Here is a 16,727-nt window from a genome sequence, read left to right on the forward strand (position 1 = left end):
ACACCGCCTGCGCCGACCAGCCACCCGCCTCCCGCGTCCCAACCCGCGTCGCCAACGTCATGACCTCCTACACCTAGTCCGGCGCCCGTCGACGGCTCGGGGCCGGGCGCCTCGGCCGCGCAGAGCCGCACGCCGGGACGGCGCGCGCGTGCCGGTGCGGCCGGTATCCTTGTCGGGTGTTCGGACGCAACAAGGGATCAACAGCCGTGACCGCCGCCGACGTCGAGGAGACGGTCGAGGCGCACCGCACCGTGGGCAAAGGTGCCCCGACGCCGAAGCGGCGCGACCAGGAGGCGGCCCGTCGTCGCCCGCTCGTTCCCGACGACCGCAAGGCGGCGCGCGAGGCCAGTCGGGAGGCCGGCCGCGAGTCGCGACTGCGCACGCGGCGGGCCATGGAGACCGGCGACGACAAGTACCTGCCCCTGCGGGACAAGGGACCCCAGAAGCGCTTCGCCCGCGACTGGGTGGACGCCCGGTTCAGCGTCGGCGAGATCCTGCTGCCGCTGGCCCTCGTCTTCGTGATCCTCACGTTCATCCCGAACCCCACGCTCAGCTCGATCGTGCTCGTCTTCTTCTACGCCTTCGTCGCCGTCGTCGCGATCGACGGCCTGTGGCTGCGGCGCACGCTCAAGCAGCGGCTGACCGCGAAGTTCGGCGCGCTGGAGCGCGGCGTGTACTGGTACGCGTTCATGCGCAGCCTGCAGTTCCGCCGGATCCGGCTGCCCAAGCCGATGGTCAAGCGCGGACAGTACCCCTCCTGAGCCCTCGCCGCGCAGTCCGTGACGGCGCGGCATCCGCCTCTTGACCAGCGGGCATAGTCTGGCGAGATGGATTACCGATACCTCGGCAACAGTGGTCTCAAGGTCTCCGAGATCACCTACGGCAACTGGCTCACCCACGGCTCCCAGGTCGAGAACGACGTCGCCACGCAGTGCGTGCGCGCGGCCCTCGATGCTGGCATCACGACGTTCGACACCGCCGACGCCTACGCGAACGGCGCGGCGGAGAAGGTCCTCGGCGACGCGCTCAAGAGCGAGCGGCGCGAATCGCTGGAGATCTTCACCAAGGTGTACTGGCCGGTCGGCCCGAAGGGCGTCAATGACGTCGGGCTCAGCCGCAAGCACATCATGGAGGGCATCGACAACTCGCTGTCCCGCCTGCAGATGGACTACGTGGACCTGTACCAGGCTCACCGGTACGACCACGAGACGCCCCTCGAGGAGACCATCCAGGCGTTCGCGGACGTCGTCCGCTCGGGCAAGGCGCTCTACATCGGCGTCTCCGAGTGGGACGCCGACCAGCTGCGACGCGGCCAGGAGCTGGCCCGGCAGGCCGGCTTCTCCATCGTCTCGAACCAGCCCCAGTACTCGGCGCTGTGGCGCGTGATCGAGGAGAAGGTCGTGCCCACGTCCCGTGAACTCGGCATCTCCCAGATCGTGTGGTCGCCCATGGCGCAGGGTGTGCTCTCCGGCAAGTACGAGCCCGGCAAGGACGCCCCGGCCGGCTCGCGCGCCACGGACAGCAAGGGCGGGCAGGACACCATCGCCCGGTTCATGGACGAGCAGACCCTGACCGCGGTGCAGAAGCTGCGCCCGATCGCCGACGGTGCGGGGCTGAAGATGTCCCAGCTCGCCATCGCGTGGGTGCTGCAGAACGACAACGTCGCGGCCGCCCTCGTGGGCGCCTCGCGGCCCGAGCAGGTGGCCGAGAACGTCGCCGCGGCGGGGGTGAAGCTCGACGCGGACGCGATGAAGGCGATCGACGACGCGCTCTCGGGCGTCATCGAGCGCGACGCGACCAAGACGGTCTCCCCGGAGAAGCGCCCGGCCTGACCGGCGCATCACGCGAAGGGCCCGTGACACCGAACGGTGTCACGGGCCCTTCGCGTGTCGGCGTCTCGGTGCCGCGTCGCCCCCGTGGCGGGTCTGGACGCTGCTCGGCTGGCTCGGCGGACGGGCCGGTCTGGGCGCTACTCGGCGCACGCCGAGTGGACGGACGATGTCGCCGAACGGCACGAGTGCCGACAGGAGCCGCCCACTCGGCGATGCCGGCCGTCCCCATGAACGGGGTGCATCACCGTGTCGCGCCGAGTGGACGGACGATGTCGCCCATCGGCACCAACGCTCACCGGAGTCGTCCACTCGAGGGATCCGTCGCGCCGAGTGGACGGAAGATGTCGCCGAACGGCACCAACGCTCACAGGAGCCGCCCACTGGCCGAAGCCGGCCGTGCCCATGGACGGGGTGCATCACCGTGTCGCGCCGAGTGGACGGACGATGTCGCCGAACGGCACCAACGCTCACAGGAGCCGCCCACTGGCCGAAGCCGGCCGTGCCCATGGACGGGGTGCATCACCGTGTCGCGCCGAGTGGACGGACCATGTCGCCGAACGGCACGAGTGCCGACAGGAGCCGTCCACTCGGCGATGCCGGCCGTCCCCATGGACGGGGTGCATCACCGTGTCGCGCCGAGTGGACGGACGATGTCGCCCATCGGCACCAACGCTCACCGGAGTCGTCCACTCGAGGGATCAGTCGCGCCGAGTGGACGGACGATGTCGCCGAACGGCACCAACGCTCACAGGAGCCGCCCACTGGCCGAAGCCGGCCGTGCCCATGGACGGGGTGCATCACCGTGTCGCGCCGAGTGGACGGACCATGTCGCCGAACGGCACGAGTGCCGACAGGAGCCGTCCACTCGGCGATGCCGGCCGTCCCCATGGACGGGGTGCATCACCGTGTCGCGCCGAGTGGACGGACGATGTCGCCCATCGGCACCAACGCTCACCGGAGTCGTCCACTCGAGGGATCAGTCGCGCCGAGTGGACGGACGATGTCGCCGAACGGCACCAACGCTCACAGGAGCCGCCCACTGGCCGAAGCCGGCCGTTCCCGTGGACGGGGTGCATCACCGTGTCGCGCCGAGTAGACCGACGATGTCGCCCATCGGCACCAACGCTCACCGGAGTCGTCCACTCGAGGGATCAGTCGCGCCGAGTGGACCGACGACGGCACTCGTGACGGAACCGACGGCGTCCGGCGTCGTCAGCGGCGGGCGCCGAGCCGGCGTGCCAGTCCCGCATTGATCCGCGCGGCCCAGAACGGCCCCTCGTAGAGGAAGGCCGTGTAGCCCTGCACGAGGTCCGCGCCGGCCACGAGCCGCTCGGCGACGTCGTCGGCGGTGGTCACGCCGCCCACCGAGACGAGCGCGAGCCGATCCCCCACGGCGGCCTTGAGCCGGCGCAGGACGGCGAGCGACCGGTCGGCCAGCGGCGCGCCGGACAGGCCTCCGGCGCCGGCGGCCGTCACCGTCGTGGCGTCGGTGGTCAGCCCGTCGCGGCGCAGCGTCGTGTTGGTGGCGATGATCCCGTCCAGGCCGAGGTCGAGCGCCAGGGCGGCGACGGCGTCGACGTCCTCGTCCGCCAGGTCCGGGGCGATCTTGACCAGCAGCGGCACGTCGGGACGCCCCGCCGCCGTCGCCGCGGACCGGACGGCGCGGAGCAGCGGGGCCAGCGCGTCGATCTCCTGCAGCTGGCGCAGGCCGGGCGTGTTGGGGCTGGACACGTTGACGACGAGGTAGTCCGCGTAGGGCGCGAGCGTGCGGGCCGAGAGCTCGTAGTCGGCGGCGGCGTCGGCCAGCTCGACCGTCTTCGTCTTGCCGATGTTGACCCCGATCAGGGGGCGTTCCCGCCCGTACCGCCGCTCCAGGTCCGCCCGGACCGCGGCCAGGCGTGGCGCGAGCACCGCGGCGCCGTGGTTGTTGAACCCCATCCGGTTGACCACTGCGCGGTCGGCGACGAGCCGGAACAGCCGAGGCCGCGGGTTGCCGGGCTGGGCCGTTCCGGTGATGGTGCCGACCTCGATGTGCCCGAAGCCGAGATCGGTCAGCGCGACCGTGTGGTGGCCGTGCTTGTCGAACCCGGCCGCGAGACCGAACGGCGACGGGAAGTCCAGGCCCATCACGGTGGTGCGCAGCGCCGGGTCCGGGGCGCCGATCCGGTGCAGCACGCGGCCCGCGCCGACGCGGTGGGCCAGGCCGATCATGCCCGCCCCGATCCCGTGTGCCCGTTCGGCGTCCATCCACGAGAAGGCGGCACGGAAGACGAGGGGGTACAGGCGCATGCACAAACCGTGCCACACCGGTGCCGCGGCGGCCAATCCGGGCCGGGCGGTACCCGACGCCCTCCGCGCTCCGTTCGGCGGTTCTGCCGCGGGCGGCACGTCAGACGCCGGTGATAGCTTTCACGATGTGGTGCAGACATGGGCGCCCGACCTCCTCGGGCCCGGCTTCACGGCGCTGCGGCTGCCGCTGGGCGAGGACGACGAGGGCCCCGTCTCGGCCACCGTGATCCGCTACCGGGACCCGGAGCGGCGGGGGCCGTCGTCACGACGGACGGCACGGAAGCGAGGCCCGGAGCAGCCGGTCGTGCTCTACGTGCACGGGTGGACCGACTACTTCCACCAGCGCGATCTCGCGCGGTTCTGGTCCGACCGCGGGTGCGCCTTCCACGCGCTGGACCTGCGCAAGTACGGCCGGAGCCTGCGTGACGGGCAGACCCCGGGATACGTGGACGACCTTGGCGCCTACGACGAGGACATCGACGCCGCGCTGGCGGCGATCGCGGCGGACGGCCATCCGAGCGCCCCGCTCGTGCTGATGGGCCACTCCACCGGCGGCCTGGTGGCGAGCCTGTGGGCCGCACGGCACCCCGGTCGGGTGCACGCCCTGGTGCTGAACAGCCCGTGGCTGGAGGCGCACGGCAGTGCGCTGGTGCGCACCACGACCACACCGGTGCTCGAGCAGCTCGCCCGGCGCCGGCCACGGACGGCCCTGCGGCTGCCGGCGGTCGACCACTACTGGCGCACCCTCAGCGACCAGGCCGACGGCGAGTGGGAACTGGACCCGCGCTGGCGCCCCCGGTTCTCGTTCCCGGTCCGGGCGGGCTGGCTGCGCGCCGTCGTCGCCGGTCAGCAGACGGTGGCCCGTGGACTGGATCTGGACTGCCCCGCGCTCGTGCTGACCAGCGCCCGCTCCGTCATCTCCCCGCGCTGGAACGAGCGGATGCGGACCGCCGACTGCGTGCTCGACGTGACGACGATGGCGCAGCGTGCCCTCGACCTCGGCGCGAGGGTGACGGTGAACCGGTTCGACGGGGCCCTGCACGACGTGCTGCTCTCCCCCGCCGGCATCCGGGCCGCGGTGTACACGGCGATGGACCAGTGGGCCCAGGCGTACGTGTTCGGGTCCGCGGCCTCCGAGATACCGGCGCTCGACCCGCCGGCAGCGGTCGTGGGCGCCGCTTTCTCACCCGACGACGTCACGGCAGCGACGACGGCGCAGGCCACCTCGCGGTCTATCTCACTGCCGTACCGCCGGTCCCGGCGCGCGTAGCGCTCGTTCCACCCGGACGGTGCCGTCAGCGCACCGTGACCCGCCCGGCGTCGACCTCCCACCGCTGGTCGAGCTGCACGTTGGCGAGGAGCCGGCGGTCGTGCGAGACGAGCAGCAGCGTGCCGTCGTAGGACCCGAGCGCCTGTTCGAGCTGCTCGATCGCGGGCAGATCGAGGTGGTTGGTCGGCTCGTCGAGCACGAGCAGATTGACCCCACGCGCCTGGAGCAGTGCCATCGCGGCGCGGGTGCGCTCCCCGGGCGAGAGCCGCCCGACCGCGCTGGCGACCTGGTCGGCCTTGAGCCCGAACTTGGCCAGCAGGGTGCGGACCTCGGACGACGCCATGGTCGGGACGGCGGCCTCGAAGGCGTCACCGAGCGGCAGGCCCTCGTCCAGCGAGGTGCGGGACTGGTCGATCTCGCCGATCGCGACGCTGGCGCCGAGGGAGGCCCGCCCCTCGTCGGGGGTGACCCGGCCGAGCAGCAGCCGCAGCAGCGTGGTCTTGCCGGCGCCGTTGGGCCCGGTGATGGCGATCCTGTCCCCGGCGGCGACCTGGAGGGAGACCGGGCCGAGGACGAAGTCGCCGAGCCGTCTGCTCGCCGCGTCGAGCGTGGCGACGACACTGGAGGAACGCGGGGCGGCGGCGATGTCGAACTGGAGCACCCACTCCTTGCGGGGCTCCTCGACCGTCTCGAGCCGCGCGATCCGCGACTCCATCTGGCGCACCTTCTGCGCCTGCTTCTCCGAGGACTCGGTCTGGGCGCGGCGCCGGACCTTGTCGTTGTCGGGCGACTTCCGCATGGCGTTGCGCACGCCCTGCGAGCTCCACTCGCGTTGGGTGCGGGCACGGCTGACGAGGTCGGCCTTCCGGTCGGCGAACTCCTCGTAGGCCTCGCGGGCGTGCCGGCGCGCGATCGCGCGCTCCTCGAGGTAGGACTCGTAGCCGCCGTCGTACACCGCGACCTGGCCCTGCGCGAGGTCGAGCTCGACGATCCGGGTGACGCAGCGGGCGAGGAACTCGCGGTCGTGGGAGACGAGCACGACGCCGGCACGCAGGCCGCCGACGAAACGCTCGAGGCGTTCGATGCCGTCCAGGTCGAGGTCGTTGGTGGGTTCGTCGAGGAGCACGACGTCGAACCGGCTGAGCAGGAGCGCGGCGAGGGCGACCCTCGCGGCCTGGCCACCGGACAGGCCGGTCATCAGCGCGTCGATCCCGACGTCGAGCCCGAGTTCGGCGAGGGTCGCGGGCGCGCGGTCCTCCAGATCCGGCGCACCCGTGGCGAGCCAGTGCTCGAGGGCGTCGGCGTAGGTGTCGGCGGCGTCGGGGTCGTCGGAGTCCAGCGCGGCGGCCGCCGCCTCCATCGCCTCGGTCGCGGCGGTCGCGCCGGTGCGCCTGCCGAGGTAGGCCGCCACGGTCTCCCCCGGGATCCGTTCGTGCTCCTGCGGCAACCAGCCGACGAACGCGCCCGCGGGTGCCGTGGACACCGTGCCCGCCATCGGCGTCGCCTCGCCGCCGAGCAGCCGCAGCAGAGTGGACTTGCCGGCGCCGTTGGCCCCCACCACCCCGACGACGTCGCCGGGGGCGACCGTGAGGTCGAGGGATTCGAAGAGGGTGCGGTGACCGTGGCCACCGGCCAGGTCCTTCGCGACGAGGGTGCCAGTCACGCCTGCCAGCTTAGGGCGGAGCGGGTGATTCGACGGAACCCGGTCGCCCGAGCGCTCCTCGCGGGAGGGCGGCTCCGCTCAGCCGGCTTCCGCGCCGGTGTTACTCCCGCTCGGCAGGTCGGCGGCCCGGTCCACGGCTGCGCCGTACCGGCGGTCCCGCCGGGCGTAGATCTCGATCGCGTCCCACAGGGTGCGCCGGTCCACGTCGGGCCACAGCGTGTCGAGGAAGACGAACTCCGCGTACGCCGACTGCCAGAGCAGGAAGTTGCTCATCCGCTGCTCGCCGGAGGTGCGCAGGAAGAGGTCGACGTCGGGCAGGTCCGGCTCGTCGAGGTACCGCTGGATCGTCTTCTCGGAGACCGACCCGGGCCGCAACCGTCCCGCGGCGACGTCCTCGGCGATCGCGGACACGGCGTCGGCGATCTCGGCCCGGCCCCCGTAGTTCACGCACATCGTCAGGTGGCACACGTCGTTGTCCCGGGTGTGCTCCTCGGCGACCTCGAGCTCGTTGACGACCGAGCGCCACAGCCGCGGGCGCCGGCCTGCCCAGCGGACGCGCACGCCCCACGCGTCGAGCTGGTCCCGCTGCCGGCGGAGCACGTCACGGCTGAACCCCATGAGGAAGCGCACCTCCTCCGGGGACCGCTTCCAGTTCTCCGTCGAGAAGGCATAGACGCTCACGTACTCGACGCCGATCTCGATGGCGCCGGCGACGACGTCGAGCAGGGCCGCCTCACCGCGCCGGTGACCCTCGTTCCGGGGCAGGCCGCGCTGGTTGGCCCAGCGGCCGTTGCCGTCCATCACGATCGCCACGTGCCTGGGCACCAGGGCGGGAGGCACGGCGGGAGGCCGCGCGCCGCTCGGGTGGGGCTCCGGGGCGACGTGACGGTGCTTTCCGACGAGGTGGTCGGGCATCGGTTCTCAGACCCTCTCGATGTGCTTGAGGGAGCGCACGGAGCGCTCCAGGTGGTACTGCGCGTAGGCGGCGACCAGGCCGGACGCCTCGTTGCGCTGCGTCTGGTCCGCCGCCGCGGTCCCGGCCCAGTTCCCCGCGAGCAGGGCGGCCAGCAGCGCGAGGGTGGCCGGATCCGGGGACGCCGACCCCGGGGGCCGGCAGTCGGGGCACACGACCCCGCCGACCGGCACCGAGAACGCCCGGTGCGGGCCGGGCGCACCGCAGCGCGCGCAGTCCGTGAAACTCGGCGCCCAGCCGGCGTCGGCGAGGGCCCGCAGCAGGTACGAGTCCAGGACGGTCTGCGGCGGGTGGGAGCCGGCCGCCAGGGCGTGGAGGGCCCCGAGCAGCAGCCCGTACTGGCTGCTGGCTGCCTCGGTGTCGATGTCGCTGAGCCGCTCGGCGGTCTCGCAGATCACGGCCGCGGCCGTGTACTTGGCGTAGTCCGCGACGATCGGCTGACCATAGCTGGCCACCGACTCGGCCTGGGACACGATGTCCAGGTTCCGGCCGGTGACCAGCTGCAGGTCGGCCACCATGAACGGCTCGAGCCGCGCACCGAACTTGCTGCTGGTGCGCCGCACCCCCTTCGCCACCGCCCGCACCTGCCCGTGCCGCTTGGTCAGCAGCACGATGATGCGGTCCGCCTCGCCCAGCTTGTGGGTACGGAGGATCACCCCGTGATCGCGGTACTGCCGGGAGGCGAAGGAGGACGTCCGGGCCACGGCGTCAGCTCAGTCCTGGTCCCGGACCGCGCGGTTGACGGCGGAGACGACGGCCTTCAGCGACGCCAGGGTGGTGTTCTCGTTGATGCCGGAGCCCCAGAGCACCCGCTCCCCCACGGCCGCCTCGACGTAGGCGGCGGCCTTGGCGTTGCCGCCCTCGGACAGGGCGTGCTCCGTGTAGTCGAGCACCCGGACGTCGATGCCGTCCTCGGCCAGCAGACTCAACAGCGCCGACAGCGGGCCGTTGCCCGTCGCGGTCCGGTGCTGGGCGACGCCGGCGACGACCAGGTCGATCTCCAGCGTCGTCGTCTCGCCCTCGGTGTGCGTGCTGAAGGAGCGGATCGCGTACCGGCCCCACTCGGGCAGCGGCTCGCCGACGCGCTCGTGCTCGGCGGAGGGCAGGTACTCGTGGATGAACATCTTCCACAGGTCCTTGCCGCTGACCTCGCCGCCGGCGGTGTCGGTGAGCCGCTGCACGACGCCGGAGAACTCGATCTGCATGCGGCGCGGCAGCTCCAGGCTGTGCTCGTTCTTGAGCAGGTAGGCGACGCCGCCCTTGCCGGACTGGGAGTTGACCCGGATGACCGCCTCGTAGGAGCGGCCGATGTCCTTCGGGTCGATCGGCAGGTACGGGACGCCCCAGACCATGTCCTCCAGCTCGCTGCCGCTGGCCTGCGCGTCGGCGGCCATCGCCTCGAAGCCCTTCTTGATGGCGTCCTGGTGGGAGCCGGAGAAGGCGGTGAAGACCAGGTCACCGCCGTACGGGGACCGCTCGGGCACGCCCAGTTGGGTGCAGTACTCGGCGGTGCGGCGCACGGAGTCCAGGTCGGAGAAGTCGATCATCGGGTCGATGCCCTGGCTGAACATGTTCAGCCCCAGGGTCACCAGGTCCACGTTGCCGGTGCGCTCCCCGTTGCCGAACAGGCAGCCCTCGATCCGGTCCGCGCCGGCCAGGTAACCGAGCTCGGCGGCGGCGACGCCGGTGCCCCGGTCGTTGTGCGGGTGCAGGGAGAGGATGATGTTCTCCCGGTTGTACAGGTGCCGTCCCATCCACTCGATCGAGTCGGCGTACACGTTCGGGGTGGCCATCTCGACGGTGGCAGGCAGGTTGAGGATCACCTGGTTGTCCTCGGACACCTCGAAGACGTCGGCGACGGCGTTGCAGATGCGCGCGGCGAACTCCAGCTCGGTGCCCGTGTAGGACTCCGGCGAGTACTCGTAGGTGATCCGGGTGTCCGTCAGGGTCTCCTCGAACTTCTTGCACAGCCGCGCCCCGGACAGCGCGATGTCCATGATGCCGTCCTCGTCCTGCTTGAACACGACGCGGCGCTGCAGCACTGACGTGGAGTTGTACAGGTGCACGATGGCCTGTTTCGCGCCCTGCAGCGACTCGTAGGTGCGCTCGATCAGGTGCTCACGCGACTGGGTCAGCACCTGGATGCTGACGTCGTCGGGGATCCGGTCCTGCTCGATGAGCTGGCGGACGAAGTCGAAGTCGGTCTGCGAGGCCGAGGGGAAGCCCACCTCGATCTCCTTGTAGCCCATCTGCACCAGCAGGTCGAACATGCGGTGCTTGCGCTCGGGGCTCATCGGGTCGATCAGGGCCTGGTTGCCGTCCCGCAGGTCGACGGCGCACCAGCGCGGCGCGGTGGTCATCCGCTTGGTGGGCCACGTGCGGTCGGGCAGGTCCACGGTGATCTGCTCGTGGAACGGGACGTAACGGTGGACCGGCATGCCGGACGGCTTCTGCAGGTTCTGCATCGGGGTCGCCTTCTCTCCTGTGGCGCAACGGCCGGCGATCGCGGACCGGTACGAAGTGGGTCTGGCCTGACACAACGACTCCGCACCGGGGCGTCGGCCGCCTTCGCGAGTGTTGGACTCGAAGCGAAGGCTCAGACCCTGGCGCGGCAGCTAAGGAGGAGAAGTCCCTGGGGCACGTTGTCACCCTACACGCCGCGCGGAGGGCGCCGCGAAACGTGACCCGGCGCCGTCGTCCCGAACCTCCCCTGCCCGCGCGAGGGCCGCGAACCCGTGGCTGCGGGTCAGTAGTTGCCGAAGGCCGACTGGCAGGTCTGCTGGTCGGCGGTCTGGCCGTTCAGGTCGCCGAGGTCGGAGCCGCTCGTCATCTTCGTCCCGGTCGTGAAGTCCTTGCCGATGTCCACGCGGACGCCGTTCAGGTTCGCGGCGGGGACGACCTGCACCCGGCTGATGCCGAGCACGGTGGCCAGCGCCCGGGCCTGGTCCTCGTAGCCGGCGCCGTAGAACACCTGGGTGCCCGGCCGGGTGCCGGTCGCGGTCTCCGCGGCGGCCTGTGTGTAGCCGTCCTTGACCAGCGCGGCGGCGATGGTCTTGTCGCGCCCCGTCGTGCCGGAGACGTTGCGGATGGCGACGGGCACGTCGGCGCGTGCCGCGACGGCCTGCTGCGTGTCGGTCGCCGTGGCAGTGGCGCTCGACGATGCGGACGGCGTCGCGCTGGCGGTGGCGGAGTGCGTGGCTGCGTGGGAGGCGGTGGCGGAGGACGACGCGCTGCTCGCACTCGCGCTGGGCGACGCCTGCTTCGCGGTGAGGTCCTCGTCCGCTCGGAGGCGAGCGAACAGCGGGTTGGCGGCGCTGGCCTTCAGTTGCAGCCGGTTCGGGTCGGCGGTGTAGGGCTCGACCGGTGCGGTGACGAAGGCGACGCGGGAGAGGTCGATGTTCTGCAGCTGGGTGGCGAGGTTGATCAGCGCGGGGATCTGCGCGAGCTGGTCGTCGACGGTGAGGTTCTTGGTGATGGTCTCGGCGATGGAGTAGAGGCGCGGGACGTCCGTCAGGGTGCCCTGCGACTTGACCTTCCGGACCATCGAGGCGAGGAAGCTCTGCTGGGCGCGGATGCGGCCCTCGTCGCCGCCGTTGCCGAAGCCGTGCCGCGTGCGCAGGAAGGCCAGCGCCTGGTCGCCCTCGATGGAGCTGACGCCGGCGGGCAGCTTGAGCCCGGAGTCCGGGTCGTCGATCGCCTGGTTGACGCACACGTCGACCCCGCCGAGCGTGCGGGAGAGCTCGGTGACCGCGTTGAAGTCGGCCATCATGAAGTGGTCGATGTTCAGGCCCGTGAGGCGGTTGATCGCCGCCACGGTGCAGCCGGGACCACCGGAGGCCAGGGCGCTGTTGAGCTGGCCCATCGCCTTGGCGGGGTAGACCTTGCCCGACTCCGGGTCCTTGCAGGCGGGGATGTGGACCATCAGGTCCCGGGGGAAGCTGACCACGGCGACGCGCTTCCGGTCCGCGGAGATCTGCACGAGCATCATCACGTCGGAGTTGCCGGCGGTCGAGGAGTCGGAGGGATTGCCGAACCGGGAGTCCGACCCGGTGCGCGTGTCGGTGCCGAGGACGAGGATCTGGATCGGCTGGTGATCGAGGTTCTGGTCCGCGCTGGAGCCGCCCGCGGCGTCAAGGTTGAGGGGCTTGGAGACGAGGTTGCCCTGCAGCCGCATCACCTGCACGCCGGCGAACACCGCTCCGGCCACCATGAGCAGGGCGACCACCAGGGCGGTGATCTTCAGTCCGCGGTGCCGCGGCTCCCGGCCGGCGTGACTGCCGCGGCCCAGGTGCTTGGGCACCGGATGCTTCGCTTCCGCGCGCGTGGGACCGTGTCCGTCGACGGGCTCGTCGGTGAGGGGCTCGACCGGGTGTTCGTCATCGGCGACGTGGCGTCGGCTCATCCACCCCTACTTCCTGGCAGTCCGGCGTTCGGCGCCGGTGCGCGAACGGATCCTGGGGACAGCGTCGATCGACCGCGAACGGTGCGGCCGCCCGGGTGCTCCCCACCCCCGGGCTCGCTGTATTGTGGCACACCGATCCGGGTGCCGGCTGATGTTCCGGACTCCTGGGTGCCGCCCGTGGCGAGCGTCACGACCGCGGCGATGACATGGAGATTCAGAAGCCCAGGCGCGCGAGCTGCTTGGGATCGCGCTGCCAGTCCTTGGCGATCTTCACGTGCAGGTCCAGGTACACGGGCGTCCCGAGCAGGGCCTCGATCCCCTTCCGCGCGGCGGTGCCGACCTCCCGGAGCCGGGAGCCGCCCCGGCCGATCACGATGGCCTTCTGCGAGGACCGCTCGACGAAGAGGTTGACGCGCACGTCGAGCAGCGGCCGGTCCTCCGGGCGGTCCTCGCGGGGAAGGATCTCCTCGACGACCACGGCAAGAGAGTGCGGCAGTTCGTCGCGCACGCCCTCGAGGGCGGCCTCCCGGACGAGTTCGGCGACCATGACGGCCTCGGGCTCGTCGGTCAGCTCCCCATCCGGGTAGAGCGGCGGCGACGGGGGCATCGCGCCGATCAGCACGTCCGCGACGGTGCTGACCTGGAAACCGTCGACCGCGCTGACGGGCACGATGCCGGCCCAGCCCTCCCCGCCGAGCGCGTCCCGGCCGAGCGACTCGACGGCGACGAGGGCGGAGGCCAGGGCGTCCCGGCCGACCCGGTCGGTCTTGGTCACGAGCGCGTAGACGGGGCGGCGGCGCAGGCCGGCCAGCTTCTCGGCGATGAAGCGGTCCCCCGGACCGATCTTCTCGTCGGCGGGCAGGCAGAACCCGATGGCGTCGACCTCGCCGAGCGTCTCGGTGACGAGGTCGTTCAGGCGCTGGCCGAGCAGGGTGCGGGGCCGGTGCAGGCCCGGGGTGTCGACGAGGATCAGCTGCCCGTCGGCGCGGTGCACGATGCCGCGGATCGTGTGGCGCGTCGTCTGCGGCCGGGACGACGTGATGGCGACCTTCTGCCCCACCAGGGCGTTGGTCAGGGTCGACTTGCCGGCGTTGGGGCGGCCGACGAGGCTGACGAACCCGGCGCGGTAGGGGGCGCCGTCGTCCTGCGTGTCTGCCGCCTCGCGGCGGGACTGCAGCACGGACGGCGTGCCGCCCTCGGCCCGGCGGGCGTTCGATCCGGACGGGGATGCGGGTCCGCGGCTCATCCGGCGACCTCCTGCTGGCTGGTGCTGTCGTGTCGTGTGCTGTCCTGCCGACTGTCGTCGTGTCGTGTGCTGCCGCGACGCCCGCCGTCGTGGGCGTCCTCCGGGCGGTGGTTCCCGTGGGCGTCCTCATCGTCCTCGACCGGCAGCGGGTCGGCCAGGCGCGCGATGATGTGGGACACGCGGTTCCGGCGGCCCTCGAGCCGCTCGGCGTCCAGGTGGATGCCGGCGACGTCGGCCTCGCTGCCGACGATCGGGACCTTGCCGATCGCCTTGCCGAGCAGGCCGCCGACGGTGTCGACCTCGTCGTCCTCGAGCTCCATGTCGAACAGCTCGCCGAGGTCCTCGACGGAGAGCTGCGCGGAGATCCGGTACCGGCCGTCGCCGAGGTCCTCGACCTCGGGGCGCTCCGAGTCGTACTCGTCGACGATCTCGCCGACGATCTCCTCGATCAGGTCCTCGAGGGTGACCATGCCGGCGGTGCCTCCGTACTCGTCGATGACGATCGCGACGTGCGTGCCCTCCCGCTGCAGCTCGCTGAGCAGATCCGCGACCGGCTTGGACTCGGGGACGAAGCGGACGGGGCGGGCGACGGTGTCCACCGTGGCACCGGCCGCGTCCGCCGCCGCGCCGGCGCCGGGAGTGGCCCGCTCGGCGCCGTAGACGGCCGCGACGACGTCCTTGAGGTAGAGGACACCGCGGGGATCGTCGGTGCTCTGCCCCATGACCGGCACCCGGGAGTAGCCCGACCGCAGGAACAGGGAGAGCGCCTGGCGCAGCGTCGCGCCCGTCTCGATGCCGACGATGTCGGTGCGCGGGACCATGACCGCGCGGACCTTGGTGTCGTTCAGGTCGAACACCGAGTGGATCAGCTCGGCCTCGTTGTCCTCGATCATCTCGGACTCGTTGGCCCGGTAGACCATCTCCCGCAGCTCGTCCTCGGTGAAGAACGCGGCGTCGGCCCGCGGGGCGCCCGGTGTGACGAGGCTGCCGACCGAGATCAGCCAGCCGGGGATGGGGCCGAGGATGACGCACAGGAAGTGCACGAGCGGGGCGGTGGCGGTGACCACGCCCACGGAGTAGGTGCGGCCGAGCTGGCGGGGTGAGACACCGACGAGGACGAAACCGATCGCCGCCATCACCACGGTGCCGATGAGCCCGGCGACCCACGGGTTGCCGATCCCGCCGAGCAGCAGCATCGCGACGGCGACCGCCGCGGCCATCTCGAACCACACGCGCCAGAAGCGGGTGGCGTGCATGTGCCGGGCGGGCTCGTCGATGATGCGGCGCAGCGCCCCGGCGTTCCGGCCACCGAGCGCCGCCTCGGCGTCGTGCCGGGGCAGGTAGGTGAAGGCGGCCTCTGCCGCGGCCGTGATCGCCGCTCCGCAGAGGAAGACGACGACCAGGACGAACAGCAGGGCCACCGTCACGAGTCGGTCTCCCGTGGGGAGGGCCGGCCGAGGTGCTCGGTCAGGAGTGCTCGCTGCAGGGCGAACATCTCCGCCTTCTCGTCCGGCTCCTCGTGGTCGTAGCCGAGCAGGTGCAGGACGCCGTGCGTGACGAGCAGGAGGATCTCGTCGCCGACGCTGTGGCCGCCGCGGGCCGCCTGCCGCGAGGCGACCTGCGGGCACACGACGATGTCGCCGAGCAGACCCTCCGCGGACGGGGCGTCCTCGCTGCCGGGCCGGAGCTCGTCCATCGGGAAGGACATGACGTCGGTGGCCCCGGGCTCGTCCATCCACTGCTGGTGCAGGGCCGCCATGGCCTCCTCGTCGACGAGGACGATGGACAGGTCCGTCTGCGGGTGCAGGTACAGCCGATCGAACAGGTGACGGGCGAGGGCGAGGATCGCGTCCTCGTCGACGGTCTGCGCCGACTCGTTGGAGATCTCGATGCTCACGACGCCGACTCCTGCGAGTCGGCCCGCTCACCCGAGCTGCGCTGGTCGTCGCTCCGCCGGTCGTTGCTCCGCCGGTCGGCGCGTCCACGATCCTCGTGCCGGCGGTGCTCCCGCCGCTCCCGTGCGCGCTCGCTCCCCTGCCGCTGCTGCTCGTCCCACCGGCTGTAGGCGGTGACGATGTCGCCCACGAGGCGGTGCCGAACGACGTCGGAGGCGTCCAGGGTCGTGAAGGCGACGTCGTCGATGCCGTCGAGGATCTCCCGGACGACGCGCAGGCCGGACTGGGTGCCCTGCGGCAGGTCCACCTGCGTGACGTCGCCGGTGACGACGATGCGCGAGCCGAAGCCCAGGCGCGTGAGGAACATCTTCATCTGTTCGGGCGTCGTGTTCTGCGCCTCGTCGAGGATGATGAACGCGTCGTTGAGGGTTCGGCCGCGCATGTACGCCAGCGGGGCGACCTCGATCGTGCCGGCCGCCATCAGGCGCGGGATCGAGTCGGGGTCCATCATGTCGTGCAGCGCGTCGTACAGCGGACGCAGGTAGGGGTCGATCTTGTCGCTGAGGGTGCCGGGCAGGTAGCCGAGCCGCTCCCCCGCCTCGACGGCGGGACGGGTCAGGATGATCCGGTTGACCTCGCGGTTCTGCAGCGCCTGCACGGCCTTCGCCATGGCCAGGTAGGTCTTGCCGGTACCGGCCGGGCCGATGCCGAAGATCACCGTGTTGGCGTCGATCGCGTCGACGTACAGCTTCTGGTTCAGCGTCTTCGGGCGGATCGTGCGGCCACGGCTGGAGAGGATGTTCTGCGTGAGGACCTGGGCGGGACGTGCCTCGGCGGAGGTCTCGAGCATGCTCATCAGCTGGCGGAGGGTCTGCGCGGACATCACGGTGTGCGCCGCGGCCATCTCCTTGACCTCGGCCAGCACCTCGGCGGCTCGGGTGACGGCGGCCGGGTCCGGGCCGGTGACCTGCACGGAGTGGTCCCGCACGGTCAGGTTGAGGCTGGGGTAGGTGCTCTCGATGATGCGCAGGGCCTCGTCCTGGGCGCCGAGCGCCTGGACCATCTGCTCCGAGGAATCGAAGTCGATGGTGCGCGACTCGGGGCCGGCGGGACTGGTGACTGCGGATGCGGTGAACTCGCTCATGGGTGCGGCCGAG

The 16,727-nt window shown here is 71.7% G+C and carries 13 protein-coding genes; 3 read left to right on the forward strand and 10 right to left on the reverse strand.

Going from position 1 to position 16,727, the window contains the following annotated elements:
- Nucleotides 1-176 precede the first annotated feature (176 nt).
- Both V6N00_RS13975 and V6N00_RS13980 read left to right on the forward strand, forming a co-directional pair.
- Entirely contained in the window at nt 177-761 is a 585-nt protein-coding gene (locus V6N00_RS13975) for a DUF3043 domain-containing protein (protein WP_416385089.1), read from the forward strand.
- A 66-nt stretch (nt 762-827) separates the two neighbouring features.
- Nucleotides 828-1,832: an aldo/keto reductase family protein gene (locus tag V6N00_RS13980; protein WP_334233164.1), complete on the forward strand. Its 1,005-nt coding sequence runs from the start codon at nt 828-830 to the stop codon at nt 1,830-1,832.
- A 1,212-nt stretch (nt 1,833-3,044) separates the two neighbouring features.
- On the opposite strand, the gene V6N00_RS13985 is transcribed toward V6N00_RS13980, so the two are convergent.
- A complete protein-coding gene (locus V6N00_RS13985) occupies nt 3,045-4,121 on the reverse strand; it encodes a quinone-dependent dihydroorotate dehydrogenase (RefSeq protein ID WP_334233166.1) in 1,077 nt (358 codons plus the stop codon).
- A 127-nt stretch (nt 4,122-4,248) separates the two neighbouring features.
- Here V6N00_RS13985 and V6N00_RS13990 point away from each other — a divergent pair, with 127 nt between their 5' ends.
- On the forward strand, nt 4,249-5,391 hold the full coding sequence (locus V6N00_RS13990) for an alpha/beta hydrolase (protein ID WP_334233168.1): 1,143 nt from the start codon (nt 4,249-4,251) through the stop codon (nt 5,389-5,391).
- Between the two features lie 25 nt (nt 5,392-5,416).
- Here V6N00_RS13990 and abc-f read toward each other — a convergent pair whose 3' ends face one another.
- From abc-f to V6N00_RS14035, 9 genes are all read right to left on the reverse strand, one after another.
- Entirely contained in the window at nt 5,417-7,054 is a 1,638-nt protein-coding gene (abc-f, locus tag V6N00_RS13995) for a ribosomal protection-like ABC-F family protein (protein WP_334233170.1), read from the reverse strand.
- A gap of 78 nt (nt 7,055-7,132) precedes the next feature.
- Nucleotides 7,133-7,969 carry an isoprenyl transferase gene (locus V6N00_RS14000; RefSeq protein ID WP_334233172.1) on the reverse strand — a complete coding sequence of 279 codons (837 nt, stop codon included), beginning with the start codon at nt 7,967-7,969 and terminating at the stop codon, nt 7,133-7,135.
- Between the two features lie 6 nt (nt 7,970-7,975).
- The gene (recO, locus tag V6N00_RS14005; RefSeq protein WP_334233174.1) at nt 7,976-8,731 is read right to left on the reverse strand and encodes a DNA repair protein RecO; all 756 of its coding nucleotides are present in this window, start codon (nt 8,729-8,731) and stop codon (nt 7,976-7,978) included.
- 9 nt (nt 8,732-8,740) lie between these two features.
- Nucleotides 8,741-10,492, reverse strand: a complete 1,752-nt coding sequence (gene leuA, locus V6N00_RS14010; protein WP_334233175.1) for a 2-isopropylmalate synthase — start codon at nt 10,490-10,492, stop codon at nt 8,741-8,743.
- A 281-nt stretch (nt 10,493-10,773) separates the two neighbouring features.
- On the reverse strand, nt 10,774-12,429 hold the full coding sequence (locus V6N00_RS14015) for an LCP family protein (protein WP_334233177.1): 1,656 nt from the start codon (nt 12,427-12,429) through the stop codon (nt 10,774-10,776).
- 214 nt (nt 12,430-12,643) lie between these two features.
- The gene (gene era / locus V6N00_RS14020) at nt 12,644-13,675 is read right to left on the reverse strand and encodes a GTPase Era (RefSeq protein ID WP_334233179.1); all 1,032 of its coding nucleotides are present in this window, start codon (nt 13,673-13,675) and stop codon (nt 12,644-12,646) included.
- Entirely contained in the window at nt 13,672-15,102 is a 1,431-nt protein-coding gene (locus V6N00_RS14025; RefSeq protein ID WP_334233181.1) for a hemolysin family protein, read from the reverse strand. Before V6N00_RS14025 ends, era begins: the two co-directional genes overlap by 4 nt.
- Nucleotides 15,099-15,572 carry an rRNA maturation RNase YbeY gene (gene ybeY / locus V6N00_RS14030; RefSeq protein WP_334233182.1) on the reverse strand — a complete coding sequence of 158 codons (474 nt, stop codon included), beginning with the start codon at nt 15,570-15,572 and terminating at the stop codon, nt 15,099-15,101. Before ybeY ends, V6N00_RS14025 begins: the two co-directional genes overlap by 4 nt.
- Complete coding sequence (locus tag V6N00_RS14035; protein ID WP_334233184.1) at nt 15,569-16,714, reverse strand: PhoH family protein; 1,146 nt, start codon at nt 16,712-16,714, stop codon at nt 15,569-15,571. The genes ybeY and V6N00_RS14035 overlap by 4 nt, the downstream gene beginning before the upstream one ends.
- Nucleotides 16,715-16,727 lie beyond the last annotated feature (13 nt).

Origin of the sequence: Tersicoccus mangrovi, assembly GCF_036881825.1 — a bacterium.
Classification (GTDB): domain Bacteria; phylum Actinomycetota; class Actinomycetes; order Actinomycetales; family Micrococcaceae; genus Tersicoccus; species Tersicoccus mangrovi.

Bases quoted from the DNA above. Each gene is read 5' to 3' on its own strand.
- V6N00_RS13980 (WP_334233164.1), top strand. From the start codon at position 828: ATGGATTACCGATACCTCGGCAACAGTGGTCTCAAGGTCTCCGAGATC.
- V6N00_RS13985 (WP_334233166.1), bottom strand. From the start codon at position 4,121: ATGCGCCTGTACCCCCTCGTCTTCCGTGCCGCCTTCTCGTGGATGGAC.
- V6N00_RS14000 (WP_334233172.1), bottom strand. From the start codon at position 7,969: ATGCCCGACCACCTCGTCGGAAAGCACCGTCACGTCGCCCCGGAGCCC.
- leuA (WP_334233175.1), bottom strand. From the start codon at position 10,492: ATGCAGAACCTGCAGAAGCCGTCCGGCATGCCGGTCCACCGTTACGTC.
- V6N00_RS14015 (WP_334233177.1), bottom strand. From the start codon at position 12,429: ATGAGCCGACGCCACGTCGCCGATGACGAACACCCGGTCGAGCCCCTC.
- era (WP_334233179.1), bottom strand. From the start codon at position 13,675: ATGAGCCGCGGACCCGCATCCCCGTCCGGATCGAACGCCCGCCGGGCC.
- V6N00_RS14035 (WP_334233184.1), bottom strand. From the start codon at position 16,714: ATGAGCGAGTTCACCGCATCCGCAGTCACCAGTCCCGCCGGCCCCGAG.